Genomic DNA, 14416 nt, shown 5'->3' on the forward strand with positions numbered 1-14416 from the left:
TAGGCGACCTATTGCAGTCCACTGAGCCCCTCGCCCAGCACGGTCGCACCGAGGATCGTCAGGATGACCGTCATCATCACCGCGTTGTTGGCGGTCATCCATGCCTTCGCGGACGCGAGGATCTCGTCGGCACGCTTGCCGGAGAACACCTTCACCAGGATCGGCAACGCGATGCCGACGCTCGCGATGACCGTGAAGATCACCGCGGCAACAATCTGTTGGGCAACGACATTCGTGGCGACCGCGATAGTGGCCGCACCGGATACCGCCAGCGCTGCATTCTTGGGATTGACCGCCGCGGACAAGAACGCCAACCCGAACGCCTTCCGCGGAGTCAACCCGTCGACGCTCTTCATCCACTTCGGAACTGTCGGATCACTTCCGTCTCTCGGTCGCGCTCGCCACTGCTTGTACGCCAATCCGAACAGAACAAGGCCCAACACGATTCGTACGACGCTCGACCACACCGAAGTCTGCGACGACTCCGACTCCGCGAACGAGTAGTCCGCGATCACGATGGTCGCTGCAACGACTGCCGAGATTCCGAGGACCCACCCGAGTAGAAAAGATGCCGCCCCTCGATGTGCTCCAGCGGTGATCATGACGAGCACGATCACCGCCATGGGCATCGAGACGAAAAGCAGGCCGAGGGCAATCGGAAGAGACAAACCGATCGCAGCTAGCACCGAAAACCTCCAGTTGAATGCACGATCGACGATCGATTCGAGGTCGAAATCACGACGTCGGAGGCAGCATGACCTCGATGAGATGCGGGCCGGGTTCCGCCAGCGCTGCGGCAAACTGTTCGGCCAACTCCTCCGCTGTGTTCGCCCGCGACGCGGGCACTCCCAACCCCTCGGAGATCTTGACGTAGTCCATGTTCGGAGATGACAGATCCAGCATCGACTGTGCGACGACGCCGCCACCTTCTGCGCCGACTCGTTGCAGTTCGCCACGCAGGATGGCGTATGCGCGATTGTTGAGCAGAATCGTCGTGACGTTCAACATCTCTCGCGCCTGCGTCCACAACGCCGTGATGGTGTACATCGCGCTTCCGTCGGCTTCGAGATTGATCACCGGTCGCTCCGGCGCTGCCACAGCGGCGCCCGTCGCCACCGGGATGCCCTGGCCGATGGCACCTCCGGTGAGCGTGAGCACGTCGTGGCGCGGCGCTCCGGCAAGGGCAATCGGGATCGCCCAACCGGAAGTCGCCGCCTCGTCGGAGATGATGGCGTCGCCTGGCAGCAGGGCGCCGATCACGTCGGCCCAATTTCGAACGTCCAGAGGCCCGCTCGGCAGCGCCGGCCGATTCGCTTCCTGCAAAACAGGTTCGACTCCCGGTGCCACGAGTTCGGCCACTGCCTCCAGTGCACCGGCAACATCGTCGCCGACGCTTGCCAGCGTTGTCACCGCAGCACCCTCCGGTGACAGATCGCTCGGTTTTCCGGGATACGCAAAGAACGAGACCGGCGAAACCGCTCCGGCCAGAACCAGCTGAGTTGTTCCGCGAAGTTGTTCGGTGGCGTGCTCGGCGAAGTATCCCAAGCGCTCGAATGACGGTAGCCCCGCACCTCGTTGAAGCCTGGCTGGAAAAGTCTCGATCAGAATCTGGGCACCGGTCGCGACCGCAATTCGGGAAGCGGCGCGCAGCCCAGCTTCGGAACAGGCTGCGCCGCCCAGCAGTAGCGTGGCGCGACCCTCGGCATTGAGCGCGCCCACCACCGAGTCGATCTGTGTTGCAGAAACTTCCGCCCGCGGCGGCATGTCCCGAGGACCCGCAAGAACTCCACCTTCGCCCCACGAGACGTCGGCAGGGAGGACAAGTGTGGCAATGCGTCCGGGCGGATTCAACGAGGCGGCAACGGCGTCGGCCGCGTCGCTACCGACGGTCGCGGTGGATTCGGAACGTCGACTCCACCCCTCCAACCATTCGGTCAGCGCATCGATGTTCGATTCGAGAGGAGCGTCGAAACCGTGGTGGTAGGTCGCGTGGTCCCCGACGATGTTCACGATCGGTGTGTGGGCGCGGCGCGCGTTGTGAAGGTTCGCCAGTCCGTTCGCCATACCGGGGCCCAGATGGAGCAGCGTCGCGGCAGGCTTTCCGGCGATCCGTGCGTAGCCGTCCGCGGCACCGGTCACGGCGCCCTCGAACAAGCCGAGTACCGCCCGCATCTGCGGAACGGAATCGAGTGCGGCGACAAAATGCATCTCGGACGTTCCTGGATTGCCGAAGCACACCTCGACGCCCGAGTCGACCAGGCTTTGGATGAGCGACTGTGCACCGTTCATTTCGATCACCTCTTCTTCATGAAAAGCTGCGAATGCTTCCTGCGCTTCATCGTGAGCAACCGAACTCCCGGTGCGTGCTCCTCGATCCGAACAGTCATCCGTACCTCCGTCGTGGCCGAGAGTCTCGATTCAAGCTACTCGGTCGGGAGTTCAGCGTTCATAGCCCTTGCGCATATCGTCGACGATGCGTGGCCGGTCGAGCGTCGAGGGTTCCAACTCCCGCCTCGGGCGATCGCGAGGAAACACCGAGGCCGACGCCAGCGTCGGCTCGTCGAGGAACCGTAGTTCCGGCACATCAGCGGGCAGACGAAGCTCGGGCGGCGTGGAACCTCTTTGCGCGAGCACATATCCCCAGTCACCGAAGCTCGGCACGAAAACGTGATAGGGCGAGACGCTCAGTCCGACAGCCGATACCGTCGACACCGTTCTCCAGTACGCATCCGGTGTCGAGTACGGGCTGCCGGACTGGACGACCATCAGCCCGCCCGGATTCATCGCGGCAGCGGCAAGTCCGTAGAACTCCATCGAATACAAGCGGCCAAGTGCGGGGGTGTCGGGATCTGGGAGGTCGACGATCACCGCATCGAAACCCGGTTCCGGACGCTCTCGCAGCCACCGAAACGCGTCGTCGAGTACGACGTCCACCCGTGGATCCTCGAGCGCTCCCTCGTTCAGATCACGAAGACGCGTGTTGGCCAACTCGATGACTGCCGGATCAAGTTCCACTTGAACGATCTGCTCGACGCTGCTCATTCGCAGCACTTCCCGTGCAGCGAGGCCGTCACCGCCGCCCAGAATCAGCACGCGCCGGGGGTCGTTCACCAGGGCCGGATACACCAGCGACTCCGTGTACCGATGCTCGTCGACACTGGAGAACTGCAGGTCTCCGTCGAGGAACAGGCGCACGTCGTTCCCCCGCTCGGTGACGACGATTTCCTGGTACACCGATCGCTCGGCGGCCACCACGGGATCGGTGTAGAGCCGCTGCCTCGACGTGGTCTCGATGTCCGAGGCCGCGATCAGCAACCATCCGATCAAACTTGCTGCCAACAGCATTGCGACGACGGCGATCGATCGTGCGCGCAGGCTGAGCTGCCACCGAAGGAGTATCAGCGCGACCACTGCCGCAGCCACGAGATTGATCATGCCGGTGAGTGCGGCACCGCGAATCATTCCTGCCCACGGCAACAGTACGAACGGCCACAGCAGACCACCGATCAATGCGCCGAGGTAGTCGGCGGCATTGAGGTTGGCCAGTACCTTTCCGGTGCTCTGTGCGTCGTTGTCGCTGCGACCGGACTGCAAGAGCGTCATCAGCAGAGGCACTTCGGCACCGACGAGGATGCCGATCAGCGCGGTCGCCGCCACCAGAACTGCTGCGCTGGAACCGAAGAACGTGAAGGTCACGTACAGCGTGACGGCACTGAATCCGCCGATCAGCCCGAGCAGTATCTCGACCGTCACGAACGAAACGGCAGCGTGTCCCAGCAGAGGTTTGGCGGCCAGCGCTCCGATACCCAGAGCCGCAACAAATCCCGCGACGATCAACGACGTCTGGGTGATGCCGCCGCCGGTCAGACTCACGCTGAGTGTCAACAGGGCCAGCTCGTAGATCAGGCCACACGCAGCGCACGCCGCAACAGCCGCAAGGAGAAGGACGCGTGCGCGCGGGCCGAGCATCGTCGAACGCTCGTCAACTGTCACATCGGGATCAGCGGCAACCATCAGGTGAGCGCTGCGGCGTTCACCAAACCGATGGACAGCAAGCTCACACCCACAGCCCACGCGGCGCCACACATCTTCGGATCCTGCACCAGCGCAACCAACTTGCCGGGAAGGAATGCGTTCATCAATCGCAGCGCGATCGCTTGCAACACGATCGCGAACAGTCCGTACACCGCGGAGTCGGCGAGTCCCTGAGCAAAGCCGTCCGAACTGGTCAGGATTGCCGTCACCACGATGATCGCCAGCGCAAGATGATTGGAGGCCAACAGAATCGCAGCGTTCGGGTTCTTGTCGACGTAAACCTGGTGGCGGAGATTTCCGGGTGTCATGAGGTCGAGGACCAGGAATCCCGTCGCCAGAACCGCTGCACCGACGACGAAGTAGGCGAGGGTGCCGAGAACGCCCCCGACGAGCAATGCCGGATCCACCGTTCCGATCTCGACGGAAGTGGATGCAAAGATGTTCGTCACGCCGTTCTCCTTCTCATTGAGCATTACCGTCATTTGGCACTACCCGAGCCGCCGCTGCCACTGCTTCCACCCGCCGGGGATCCCGGGTTGAAGCCCGGTCCCAGGTACGCGTATCCGCCGCTGCGATACGTGCCGTCGATGTCCTCTACCTTGATGGTGCTGCCACCGCCCGAAGCCGAACTGACAGTGACGATGTCGTCGTCGTAGCGCAGGTATTCGTTGCCGCCGTCAGCACTTCGCGCCGCTGGTTCGTCCGCGTCGACAATCCGTGAGACGGTCGTGCCCACTGGATCTTTCGACGAGTACAACACGACGTCGCCATCCTGGGACGTCTTGGAATAGTTGTCCGCGATGAAGTCTTTGGCTCCACCACCGCACGCCGACAAGACAATTGCGGCCGCCAGCATCACCGGAGCCAACCACGTCCGCCCCCTCACGGGCGCCACCTGCTGCGTGTCTTCACGATCACTCCTGTCCCCTCCCCCGGGTACAAATGCCAACTCTGCCAACTCCACCCCTGGCGGTCTCGCACGCCATACAAAGCGGTCAAAGCCGTGTCGTCACCGGGAAAGGATCCGCAGATCCAACCGTCGTGGCCGGCGGACTCTTTCAACGACGCAGCTTCCGAGTCGAATTCGACCCGGTCCAGCACCAGTGAGGAAGACTCGAACCGGTAGTTTTGCGTGGACTCCACTGCGGGCAGTGGTTCACCGCCGACTGCAAGAGCATCGCACGAAACCTGTTCGGTCAGTTTCTTTCCCGACGCCCAGGCCGTCACCACGTGCGAAGCCCCGAGCACTCCGAGTGTCAGCGTCGCGTCGGAAGTTCCGATCACCAACTCGGCGAGGGTCGGTGGCGCAGGAGCTCCCAGTACCAACCCCAGTGCCGAGGCATCCACGTCGGTCGGCTCCACGTCGAGTAGATACAGGCTCATTCCGGGGGGCCCGAGTGGATGACGGTGAGTTCGCTGCGAGTGACCGCCCGTCCCGTGGAAACCTCCCACGACTGTCCGCGCGCCCACTTCTCGAATGCAATCAGGCCGGTCTTGTCGGCGGTCGCATAGTCCGCGTATTCCATCGAGCCGGAAGGGGCCGTACCCGTAGTACCCTCGGCCGTGAACTTCGCCGTTCCACTTTCGATCTTGCGGTGAACCTTGTCGTCGAGAATGACGTCGCCGTTCGGGACCAGGTTGGTTCCTTCTCGACGCATCCAGAGAGTCATCTCCAATTCGCCCTCGTCGTCCTCGACCGTCAGCCAACGACGACCGGTCGAACCGTCGAGAAGGTGCTCACGCCAGATGTACCCCTCTTCGTCGAGCGTGATGGTCCCTCGAACAACATGGTCGATACCCGCGTACGTGATGATGTCGCCGACCCCGATCTTGTGGGGGTCGTACACCTCGGGATAGTCGGCGAGCGGGTCGACGCGAGCACTCGGCTTGCCCTGGCGTCCACGCAGGATCACAAACACGACGGCAGCGATCACTACGAGTATCAGGACAACTATCAGCACGTTGGTCAACGGTTTCTCCGAAATCGTCTCGGCAGGGTTGCCGCGGGCCATACCCTACCGATCCGTTCTCAGCCTTTTCGGATGAGACTGCCGGCAATCCGGCCTGTCGCCGACCGGACAGGTCTCCAGCGCCGCGGGCAGATCGAAAGACTGCCCCGGCGCACCTTTGCGTTTACGCTCAGCCCGAGGAACTCCGCGCGAACGAAAGCCGGTCGACTGACGATGAGCAAGAACACGGAGCCGTCTGCCCGCACCGTCATGCACACACCACGATTCTGGTTGACACCATTGATAGTGGTCACCCTCTTGATGTCTGCGCTGGCAGCGTTGTACATGGGCGGGATACTCGACCCCAAGAAACACCTGGACCAGTTCCCGATCGCCCTGGTCAACCAGGACGAGGGCGACACCCTCCCCGGTGGCGACCCCGCCGACCGCAAGAACTTCGGAAACGACATCGTCGCCGGCCTCGAAAGCGGAATCGACCACCAGAAGATCGACCTGCAGCAGATCGGTATCGCCGAAGCCCAATCGCGGTTGAACTCCGGCACGCTGTACGGCGCGATCGTGATTCCCAGTGATTTCACGAAGAGGACGATCATCCTGGCGGAGGCCAGCGTCGTCGCCGGTGACGTAGAGCAACCGATCATCACGATCTACACCAATCCTCGCGCCGGTTCCGTCTCGGCATCGCTGGTCCAGTCGATCGGAACCACAGCCCTCGCCTCGGTCAACAAGAACATGGGCGAGCAACTCACCGCCCTTGTCACCGCGCAGTTGGAAGCGGGAGGCACCGGAACCCAGATCTCCGGAGCGAGCCGCCTGCTGCTCGAAAACCCGGTGAACGTACTCACGGTTGCCCACGATCCGCTTCCCGACGGAACCGGATTCGGTTTGGTGGCATTCTATTTCGCGCTGCTGTTGGTCCTTGCGGGATTCACCGGAGCAACCGTGGTCAATTCCTTGGTGGACGGCATGCTCGGATACGCGCCTACCGAATTCGGTCCACTCTTCGTTCAGAACGACGTTGTGGGTATCAACAGGTTTCGAACGCTGCTCGTCAAATGGGCATTCATGATCGTGTTGTCCGGCATAGTCTCCGCGTTGTTCCAGTGGATCAGTCGCGCCCTCGGAATGCCGGTCACTCACGGGCTTGCATTGTGGGAGTACGGCGCGCTGGTCATCACAGCGGTGGGCATCACGGCGATGTCGGTGATGGCCGCGTTCGGCTCGTTGGGCATGTTGATCAACCTGTTCGTGTTCGTCATTCTCGCGCTGCCCTCGTCCGGTGGCACCATCCCCCTCGAAGCCAGCCCCAGGTTGTATGCCTGGCTGGCGCAATTCGAGCCGATGCACCAGATCTACATGGGCACGCGATCGATCCTGTTCTTCGGCGCACGCGGTGAGGCAGGCCTGCTGCATGCCGTCTGGATGACGTTGGTGGGTCTACTGATCGGCGTCGTACTCGGCATCGTGACCACCCGTTTCTACGACCGCAAGGGCTACGAGCGCACCCATCGTCCCAAGGTGGCGTGACATGGTACCCAGCCGGGATTTGATCGAAACCTGTTGAGCCGATTCAATGTGATTGCGCGTTTCGGGAATCTTCGAGCCCCTTCCGCACGTTGTACAACTATGGCTAATTACAAAACAGTCAATCCCGCGACAGGTGAAACCGTCAGGGAATTCGATACTTTGGATGACGCCGGAGTTGAAGCCGCACTTGCGAACACGCATCGCGGCTACTTGACCTGGCGCAACAGTGCGCCACAGCAGCGTGCGGCAGTCCTGAGCAAGACCGCCGAACTGTACACAGAGCGCGCAGACGAACTGGCCCGAATGATCTCCTTGGAGATGGGTAAGCCGGTCCGCGAGGCCAAGGGCGAAGTACAACTCTCGGCCGCGATCTATCAGTGGTATGCAGACCACGGTCCGGCACTGCTCGAGGAAGAACGACTCGACGTTCCCGGGGCCGAGGAGTCGGTTGTGTACCGGCGACCGATCGGCGCTCTCATCGGCGTCATGCCGTGGAACTTCCCGTACTACCAAGTCGCCCGCTTCGCGGCACCGAATCTGATGCTCGGTAACACGATCATTCTCAAGCACGCATCGAACTGTCCGCAGTCGGCGCTGCTGATGGAAGAGATTCTGCGACAAGCCGGATTGCCGGACGACGCCTACGTCAACGTCTTCGCGACCAACGAGCAGATCGCGGACATGATCGCCGATCCCCGAGTTCAAGGTGTGTCACTGACCGGCAGCGAACGCGCCGGAACCAGCGTCGCCGAAACTGCCGGACGCAATCTCAAGAAGGTCGTCCTCGAACTCGGCGGATCAGACGTGTTCATCGTCCTCGATTCCGACGACATGGATGCCACCGTCAAGTCCGCAACCAAGGCACGTCTGTCCAATGCCGGCCAGGCCTGCAACGCGGCCAAGCGTTTCATCGTCACCGAAGATTTCTACGACGACTTCACCAACAAGTTGGCGACGTCCTTCGAATCCGTCACTGCCGGTGACCCGTTGGACGAATCCACAGTCTTGGGTCCGCTCTCTTCGCAGAGCGCGGCAGACACTCTGATCGAGCAGATCGACGACGCTGTGTCCAAGGGTGCCACGCTGCTGACCGGTGGAAAGAAGATCGACGGCCCGGGCGCCTACGTTCAACCGACATTGCTCGCAGACGTGACACCGGACATGCGGGCCTACAGCGAAGAACTGTTCGGACCTGCCGGAGTCGTCTACAAGGTCAAGTCGGCCAGCGAGGCTGTGGAACTTGCCAATTCGTCGGTCTACGGCCTGAGCGGATCCGTCTGGAGCAGCGATCTCGATTCCGCCCGGTCGGTCGCTGCAGATCTCGACGTGGGAATGGCGTTCGTCAACGAGCACGGAACGACGTTGCCCGGTCTGCCCTTCGGCGGAGTCAAGCGCTCCGGAGTCGGCCGCGAGCTGGGTCCGTGGGGAATGGACGAGTTCGTCAACAAGAAGCTGCTCCGCGTCTCGAAGAAGTAGTTCGACACAGAAGTAGTTCGACACAGAAGTAGCTCGACACAGAAGTAGCTCGGCGCAAAGGAAGGCCCTGACCTCGATGGAGGTCGGGGCCTTTCCTCATAACCCACGGACCAGCAAGCGGGTCCGCTGCCTGGTCACTCGCTTGCCGGCGTGGCACCCCCACGAGTGAGGCTCCACCCGAACCTCGTCGCGATGACAGCTGACCCCCAGCCCAACAGTGCACCCACCAGTGGAGCAGCGACGGCGGTGTAGATCGCCTCGTTGGAAACACCAACCGACACGGCGGAGTCACCGACGAAGGCGAAATCGGTTCGGGAGGCGAAGGACGCCCACTCGATCAGGCCGGAGACAACAATAATCAGGAACCCCAGCAGGAAGCCGAAGCCGGCCAGCAGAACGTGAAGTGCGCGCATCCGGTCAGTCTGCCTGTAACGCCCACCCAGATAAAACCGACCTGCTGGTATGACACTTTCACGTATCGCTCGCACTTCCGTGATCGCCGCCGCCCTCTGCGCGGGCGCAGCCATCTGTTCCGCGACGTCAGCTTCCGCGGACGTAGTCGACGTCACGATCCTTCCGGGTCTCAGCAGCGGACCGACGACGCCGTACGGAGCGGGCTGCACATATCTGGTGGTTGCCAGGACAGCAGCGTTGAACGAGCCGAACGTCTCGATTGTCGACATGAACCGGGCGTCGACCATGTTCCCGCAGGAATTGATCTGGGACACCGTCAATCCTTACTTCACCTTGCCGGTGGTGCTCGGCCACGCAGTCACGCTGTGGACTCCGACCGCACCCGGTGAGCACTCCCTGATGGCCTACCAGACGTCCGCGGGCGGGCCGGTCGCAACGGTCATGGTCAATCCGGCCACCCCGATCGGTCCGGGGTGCGTCGTCGCACCCTGATCCGCTAGCCCTCCAAGAAGTCGACGAGCACCCGGTTGACTTCATCGGCGGGAACCATCGGAATGCTGTGATGTGAAGCATCTTTCAGCACCTCGACGCGTGCTGCAGGTACCCTCTGCCGCACTGACTTCGACACCGTTTCCGCATCATGCACCCGTCCGTCCTGCGCGAGGACCACCAGCAACTCGACATCCAGTGCGCTCAAGTCCTCCTTCGACGGACGTCGAGGCACTACGAGATCGGGTCGCGGTAGATCCGAAGTGCCCACTTCCACAAGAGACAGCCAGTCGGAGTCGATACTCAACTCACCTGTCTCCCAATCCAACAGTCGCCGTCGGCGTGCTCGCGACGGGGAGAGCAACAGCGGAAGCGCACGCAGAAGGTAGCCCGCCTTCATGCCGGAGAAACTCGAATTAGGATCGAGCAGAACAAGTTTCCCGACACGATTCGGTCGATGCAGCGCAAAGGCCAACGCAATCATTGCGCCATAGGAATGTCCGATCACATCAACGGTGCCGGCCCCGGTGCAATCGACTATCGAGTCCATCCACTCGATCAGATCGTCGACGGACTTCATCGGATCACCATTCGGAACGCTCCGCCCGGCATCGCCCATGGTGTCGACAGCAAAGACACGCCGGGATTTCGACAGCGTCGCAACATTGTCGAACCACACCGTCGAAGTGGCACCTCCCCCGGACAGAAGGATCAACGGCCGCGAGTCTGCATGCCCACAGACGTTCACATGCGTGTTACCGAACCGCCCCGCGAGATCCACACCCAGCGGTTTCTGCGGCCATTTGGTCAGTACAGCGTCGTATGCGCGATTGAAGTCCATCCCCCACCCCCATTTCTCTCGATTATCGAGATAGTAGACAATCAAGAGACAACACACCAGGGCTGGAGGCATCCTTGAGCGTCGGCGATGCAGAAGACGAAGCGATGGCGATCGTCCACTCGCTTCGCGCACTTACCGTCGACTTGAACGTGGCGGTTTCCGGCTTTGCGAACAAGTACAAAATGCACTCCACCGACGTGCGCGCGTTGATCTGCCTTCTCGATGCCGAGCGCTCGGACACACCGGCGACACCAGGCTGGCTCGGCGCACAGCTGGGTATCAACTCGGCGTCGGTGACCGCGCTCGTCGACCGGATGGTCAAAGCGGGCCACGTAGCTCGGGAGCGAGACTCAGCAGACCGTCGACGGGTGCTCTTGCAGGTCACACCATCGGCGGTCACTCTGGGCGAGAGTTACTTCGGCCCCCTCATTTCACGCGCTGCGAGCACCGTCGGGAATTACACCGCCACAGAGCGAGCCACCATCGCGAGTTTCATCGCCGCGATGCGAGCGGACGTGGAGCGGACTCGAGTCGATAGGGAGCCCTCCCTGTGACTCGCATACTTCCCGCGGGAGAACGCGCATTGCTCGTGGACTTCGATTCCGAAGCTGGCGTTCTCGCGTTCACCGAAGCACTGACGCGTAACACCCCGGTCGGGGTCGAAGACTTCCTCCCCGCAGCTCGCACGGTCCTGGTCACGTGCACCCCGGCGGCAGATCTCACGTACGTCCGGAAGCGCTTGAACGATCTCGAGCAGACCGATTCTGCCGCGACCACAGACGAGCATTCCGAGACGGATGCACTCACCATCGCCGTCAGGTACGACGGGCCCGACCTCGACGACGTCGCACAGTCACTTGGTATGAGCCGATCCGAGGTGGTTGCGGCCCACACCGGGGCAATGTGGCGTTGCGCCTTCATCGGATTCGCGCCCGGCTTCGCCTACCTGACTTCAGGCGACACTCGGCTCGACGTTCCGCGTCGAACGCAATCACGAACCGCTGTGCCTGCCGGTTCCGTCGCCCTGGCCGCTGGATACAGCGCGGTCTACCCGCGTGCATCACCGGGTGGCTGGCAGATCATCGGGAGCACCGATGCCGTGATGTGGGATCTGAACGCCACACCACCGGCCACCGTTCAGCCCGGCAGACGCGTGCGCTTCGTGAACGAGGAACAACGATGAACGGCCTCGAGATACTCGACACCGGGCCGCTGAGCCTGATCCAGGACCTCGGACGGATAGGTCATCTTCGCTCGGGTGTCGGGGTTTCCGGTGCGGCGGACAGGCGATCTCTCAGGCTTGGCAATCGGCTCGTCGGCAACAACGAGGGCGCAGCCGGTGTCGAGGTCCTCCTGGGTGGGCTGAGTCTTCGGGCGCAGCAACCGACAACGATCGCGTTCACCGGTGCGCCGGCACAGGCCTACCGCGACGGCATTCCGGTCGGGCATTCGAGCGTGATCGATCTGCGGGCTGGTCAGACCGTCCGCCTGGACTACGCACCGAGTGGACTGCGGACGTATCTGACCGTCCGAGGCGGCATTGTGGTTCCCGAGATCCTGGGATCGCGCAGCACCGACACGATGTCCGGGATCGGTCCGGCGCCTCTCGAGCCTGGTGTTTTTCTCCCGATCGGGCCATCGCCGACCACGTTCTCAGCCGTCGACCTCGCACCGGTGCCGCCGATGGCAAACGAGACTCTCGCCATTCGAGTGGTGTTCGGTCCTCGCGCAGATCGATTCACCAACCCCGAAACACTCCTCCAGGGCCGATGGGCGATTTCGACCGACTCGGACCGAATCGGCGCACGCGTCGATCGCGTCGGCGCCGACGAACTACTTCGAAGAACAGACGACACCGAACTGCCCACCGAAGGCGTGGCACTCGGATCGATCCAGGTCCCACCCAGCGGCCAACCTGTCGTGTTCCTCGCCGATCACCCCATCACCGGCGGCTATCCGGTGGTGGGAGTGGTCGCGGACGCAGATATCGACCGACTCGGCCAAGCCCGCCCGGGTCAACACATCCGGTTCGTCAGGGCCTGAGCACGCCGAGCGATAGCGTGTCGGACCCAGCCGTCACACTGATGTCGTGCGAGTTGTCCTGGTCCCCGGTAGTACGACGTCCACGGGAGCTGTGACGGCAACTGTCCTACGGACCGATCCCGCTGGAACGCCGCTCGCCGATCCCGTCGAATACCCCGACCTGATCGCAGCGGTACGCACCATCGAGGAAGCCGAGCACCCGCGGTGGGTGTGGCCGAGTACGGCGACCGTGTACCCACCTCTACTGCGGGCAGGCGTACGGGTTCAGCGGTGCCACGACATCTCCCTGACCCGCGCGATACTCGGAATGCGCGCCGGCAAACCGTCACCGCCCGCCGAGGAGTTCGACGACGATCGACTCGGACTCTTCGACACTGCACCCGTTCTCGATCCCCTCGCCGTCGTCACCGAATTCGCCGAGCAGCGCGCAACCATCGGCGCGGACGCTCGACTGGACTTGTTGATCGCAGCAGAATCGGCCGGCGCTCTCAGCGCCGCCGAGATGACGCACACGGGCCTTCCGTTCTCGACGCAGAAGCATCGCGAACTCCTCGAAGAACGGCTGGGGCCGCGGCCGACGGGATACGACCTCCCCGCTCGTATGCAGGAACTTGCCGCACAGATCAGTGAGGTCTTCGGGCGCACCGTCAATCCTTCGTCTTCGGTGGAGATCACCGAGGCGTTCGGTCGTCAGGGCATCGAACTTCCGTCGACGCGCAAGTGGTTTCTGCAGGAGATCGATCATCCGGCTGTGCCGCTACTCCTTCGTCATCGCGAACTCGCCAAGCTGTACAGCACCAACGGGTGGCAGTGGATGGACAGTTGGGTGCGGGGAGATCGATTCCGTCCGATCTACGTTCCTGGTGGTGTCGTGTCCGGCAGGTGGGCGAGTCGAGGCGGCGGGGCCCTCCAGATTCCGAAGACAATGCGCTCGAGCGTCGTCGCCGATCCGGGCCACGTGTTCGTCGTCGCCGACGCCGGTCAGCTCGAGCCCCGAATTCTGGCCGCCATGTCCGGCGACCGCCGCATGATGGCCGCCGCCGGCGACGACGATCTGTACGCACTTGTCGGTGCAGAAGCCTTCGGCGGGGATCGCGCAAAAGCCAAGGTCGCAATCCTCGGAGTCCTGTACGGGGCGACGGCGGGTGAAGCCAAAGCACTGCTCATCTTGTTGCGGAAGCGATTCCCGGTCGCCGTCGAGTACGTCGAGCAAGCTGCCAAGGCAGGTGAGCGCGGCGAGGTGGTGAAGTCACTGCTCGGCCGGGCCTGTCCCCCACCGTCTCCCGACTTCTACTCCCACGGCGACGCTCACGCCCGCGGTCGTTTCACGCGAAACTTCGTCGTTCAGGCCACTGCGTCCGAGTGGGCGTTGTGCCTGCTCGCCGACCTCAGGCGCCGCCTCGCCGAAGATCCGGACGGCGAGTTGGTCTTCTTCCAGCACGACGAAGTGGTCGTGCATACCCGAAACCCCGAGTCAGGTGCCGCCCACGTGCTGGCCGCCGCGGCTTCGGCAACTCGATTGTTGTTCGGCGACACAGTCGTTCGTTTTCCTATGGACGTCGCAGCCCGCGAGACTTACGGCAAAGGCACTTCGTAGCGTCGTCAATTCCACTCCAAGTGG

General features: G+C 62.6%; 16 protein-coding genes. 7 read left to right on the forward strand and 9 right to left on the reverse strand.

Annotation, left to right across the window (positions count from 1 at the left end):
• Positions 1-8 precede the first annotated feature (8 nt).
• From P0M12_RS07895 to P0M12_RS07925, 7 genes are all read right to left on the reverse strand, one after another.
• Positions 9-686: a GAP family protein gene (locus P0M12_RS07895; RefSeq protein WP_007729555.1), complete on the reverse strand. Its 678-nt coding sequence runs from the start codon at positions 684-686 to the stop codon at positions 9-11.
• 49 nt (positions 687-735) lie between these two features.
• Positions 736-2298: an acetolactate synthase large subunit gene (locus P0M12_RS07900; protein WP_007729556.1), complete on the reverse strand. Its 1563-nt coding sequence runs from the start codon at positions 2296-2298 to the stop codon at positions 736-738.
• Between the two features lie 141 nt (positions 2299-2439).
• Positions 2440-4014 (reverse strand): polyamine aminopropyltransferase, encoded by a 1575-nt coding sequence (locus tag P0M12_RS07905; protein WP_277377572.1) that lies wholly within the window; start codon positions 4012-4014, stop codon positions 2440-2442.
• Positions 4014-4484: a DUF350 domain-containing protein gene (locus tag P0M12_RS07910; protein WP_003939942.1), complete on the reverse strand. Its 471-nt coding sequence runs from the start codon at positions 4482-4484 to the stop codon at positions 4014-4016. The genes P0M12_RS07905 and P0M12_RS07910 overlap by 1 nt, the downstream gene beginning before the upstream one ends.
• A gap of 29 nt (positions 4485-4513) precedes the next feature.
• Positions 4514-4891 carry a DUF4247 domain-containing protein gene (locus P0M12_RS07915; protein WP_050793959.1) on the reverse strand — a complete coding sequence of 126 codons (378 nt, stop codon included), beginning with the start codon at positions 4889-4891 and terminating at the stop codon, positions 4514-4516.
• A gap of 26 nt (positions 4892-4917) precedes the next feature.
• On the reverse strand, positions 4918-5418 hold the full coding sequence (locus tag P0M12_RS07920; RefSeq protein WP_047272090.1) for a DUF2617 family protein: 501 nt from the start codon (positions 5416-5418) through the stop codon (positions 4918-4920).
• Positions 5415-6047 (reverse strand): DUF4178 domain-containing protein, encoded by a 633-nt coding sequence (locus tag P0M12_RS07925; protein WP_065455864.1) that lies wholly within the window; start codon positions 6045-6047, stop codon positions 5415-5417. The genes P0M12_RS07920 and P0M12_RS07925 overlap by 4 nt, the downstream gene beginning before the upstream one ends.
• Before the next feature lie 171 nt (positions 6048-6218).
• Here P0M12_RS07925 and P0M12_RS07930 point away from each other — a divergent pair, with 171 nt between their 5' ends.
• Together P0M12_RS07930 and P0M12_RS07935 are read left to right on the forward strand one after the other, a co-directional pair.
• On the forward strand, positions 6219-7532 hold the full coding sequence (locus P0M12_RS07930) for a DUF3533 domain-containing protein (RefSeq protein WP_007729572.1): 1314 nt from the start codon (positions 6219-6221) through the stop codon (positions 7530-7532).
• 99 nt (positions 7533-7631) lie between these two features.
• Complete coding sequence (locus P0M12_RS07935) at positions 7632-9008, forward strand: NAD-dependent succinate-semialdehyde dehydrogenase (protein ID WP_039973099.1); 1377 nt, start codon at positions 7632-7634, stop codon at positions 9006-9008.
• 134 nt (positions 9009-9142) lie between these two features.
• Here P0M12_RS07935 and P0M12_RS07940 read toward each other — a convergent pair whose 3' ends face one another.
• A complete protein-coding gene (locus tag P0M12_RS07940; protein WP_058037626.1) occupies positions 9143-9421 on the reverse strand; it encodes a hypothetical protein in 279 nt (92 codons plus the stop codon).
• A gap of 49 nt (positions 9422-9470) precedes the next feature.
• Here P0M12_RS07940 and P0M12_RS07945 point away from each other — a divergent pair, with 49 nt between their 5' ends.
• Entirely contained in the window at positions 9471-9914 is a 444-nt protein-coding gene (locus tag P0M12_RS07945) for a hypothetical protein (RefSeq protein ID WP_054188400.1), read from the forward strand.
• Between the two features lie 4 nt (positions 9915-9918).
• On the opposite strand, the gene P0M12_RS07950 is transcribed toward P0M12_RS07945, so the two are convergent.
• Positions 9919-10752 carry an alpha/beta hydrolase gene (locus P0M12_RS07950; RefSeq protein WP_064443692.1) on the reverse strand — a complete coding sequence of 278 codons (834 nt, stop codon included), beginning with the start codon at positions 10750-10752 and terminating at the stop codon, positions 9919-9921.
• Positions 10753-10826: 74 nt separating this feature from the next.
• Here P0M12_RS07950 and P0M12_RS07955 point away from each other — a divergent pair, with 74 nt between their 5' ends.
• From P0M12_RS07955 to P0M12_RS07970, 4 genes are read left to right on the forward strand one after another with little or no spacing between them, the layout of a single operon-like run.
• Positions 10827-11306 carry a MarR family transcriptional regulator gene (locus P0M12_RS07955; protein WP_065351445.1) on the forward strand — a complete coding sequence of 160 codons (480 nt, stop codon included), beginning with the start codon at positions 10827-10829 and terminating at the stop codon, positions 11304-11306.
• Positions 11303-11935: an allophanate hydrolase subunit 1 gene (locus P0M12_RS07960; RefSeq protein ID WP_065351446.1), complete on the forward strand. Its 633-nt coding sequence runs from the start codon at positions 11303-11305 to the stop codon at positions 11933-11935. Before P0M12_RS07955 ends, P0M12_RS07960 begins: the two co-directional genes overlap by 4 nt.
• Positions 11932-12795: a biotin-dependent carboxyltransferase family protein gene (locus P0M12_RS07965; protein ID WP_064074238.1), complete on the forward strand. Its 864-nt coding sequence runs from the start codon at positions 11932-11934 to the stop codon at positions 12793-12795. The genes P0M12_RS07960 and P0M12_RS07965 overlap by 4 nt, the downstream gene beginning before the upstream one ends.
• A gap of 46 nt (positions 12796-12841) precedes the next feature.
• Positions 12842-14392, forward strand: a complete 1551-nt coding sequence (locus P0M12_RS07970; RefSeq protein WP_058226599.1) for a bifunctional 3'-5' exonuclease/DNA polymerase — start codon at positions 12842-12844, stop codon at positions 14390-14392.
• Positions 14393-14416: the final 24 nt, after the last annotated feature.

It is taken from the genome of Rhodococcus sp. RCBS9 (assembly GCF_029457415.1).
In the GTDB taxonomy this organism is placed as follows: Bacteria; Actinomycetota; Actinomycetes; order Mycobacteriales; family Mycobacteriaceae; genus Rhodococcus_F; species Rhodococcus_F qingshengii.

Coding starts and splice junctions, on each gene's coding strand:
- P0M12_RS07965 (WP_064074238.1), top strand. CDS start 11,932: ATGAACGGCCTCGAGATACTCGACACCGGGCCGCTGAGCCTGATCCAG.
- P0M12_RS07925 (WP_065455864.1), bottom strand. CDS start 6,047: ATGGCCCGCGGCAACCCTGCCGAGACGATTTCGGAGAAACCGTTGACC.
- P0M12_RS07940 (WP_058037626.1), bottom strand. CDS start 9,421: ATGCGCGCACTTCACGTTCTGCTGGCCGGCTTCGGCTTCCTGCTGGGG.
- P0M12_RS07930 (WP_007729572.1), top strand. CDS start 6,219: ATGAGCAAGAACACGGAGCCGTCTGCCCGCACCGTCATGCACACACCA.
- P0M12_RS07920 (WP_047272090.1), bottom strand. CDS start 5,418: ATGAGCCTGTATCTACTCGACGTGGAGCCGACCGACGTGGATGCCTCG.
- P0M12_RS07935 (WP_039973099.1), top strand. CDS start 7,632: ATGGCTAATTACAAAACAGTCAATCCCGCGACAGGTGAAACCGTCAGG.
- P0M12_RS07945 (WP_054188400.1), top strand. CDS start 9,471: ATGACACTTTCACGTATCGCTCGCACTTCCGTGATCGCCGCCGCCCTC.
- P0M12_RS07905 (WP_277377572.1), bottom strand. CDS start 4,014: ATGGTTGCCGCTGATCCCGATGTGACAGTTGACGAGCGTTCGACGATG.
- P0M12_RS07950 (WP_064443692.1), bottom strand. CDS start 10,752: ATGGACTTCAATCGCGCATACGACGCTGTACTGACCAAATGGCCGCAG.
- P0M12_RS07915 (WP_050793959.1), bottom strand. CDS start 4,891: ATGCTGGCGGCCGCAATTGTCTTGTCGGCGTGCGGTGGTGGAGCCAAA.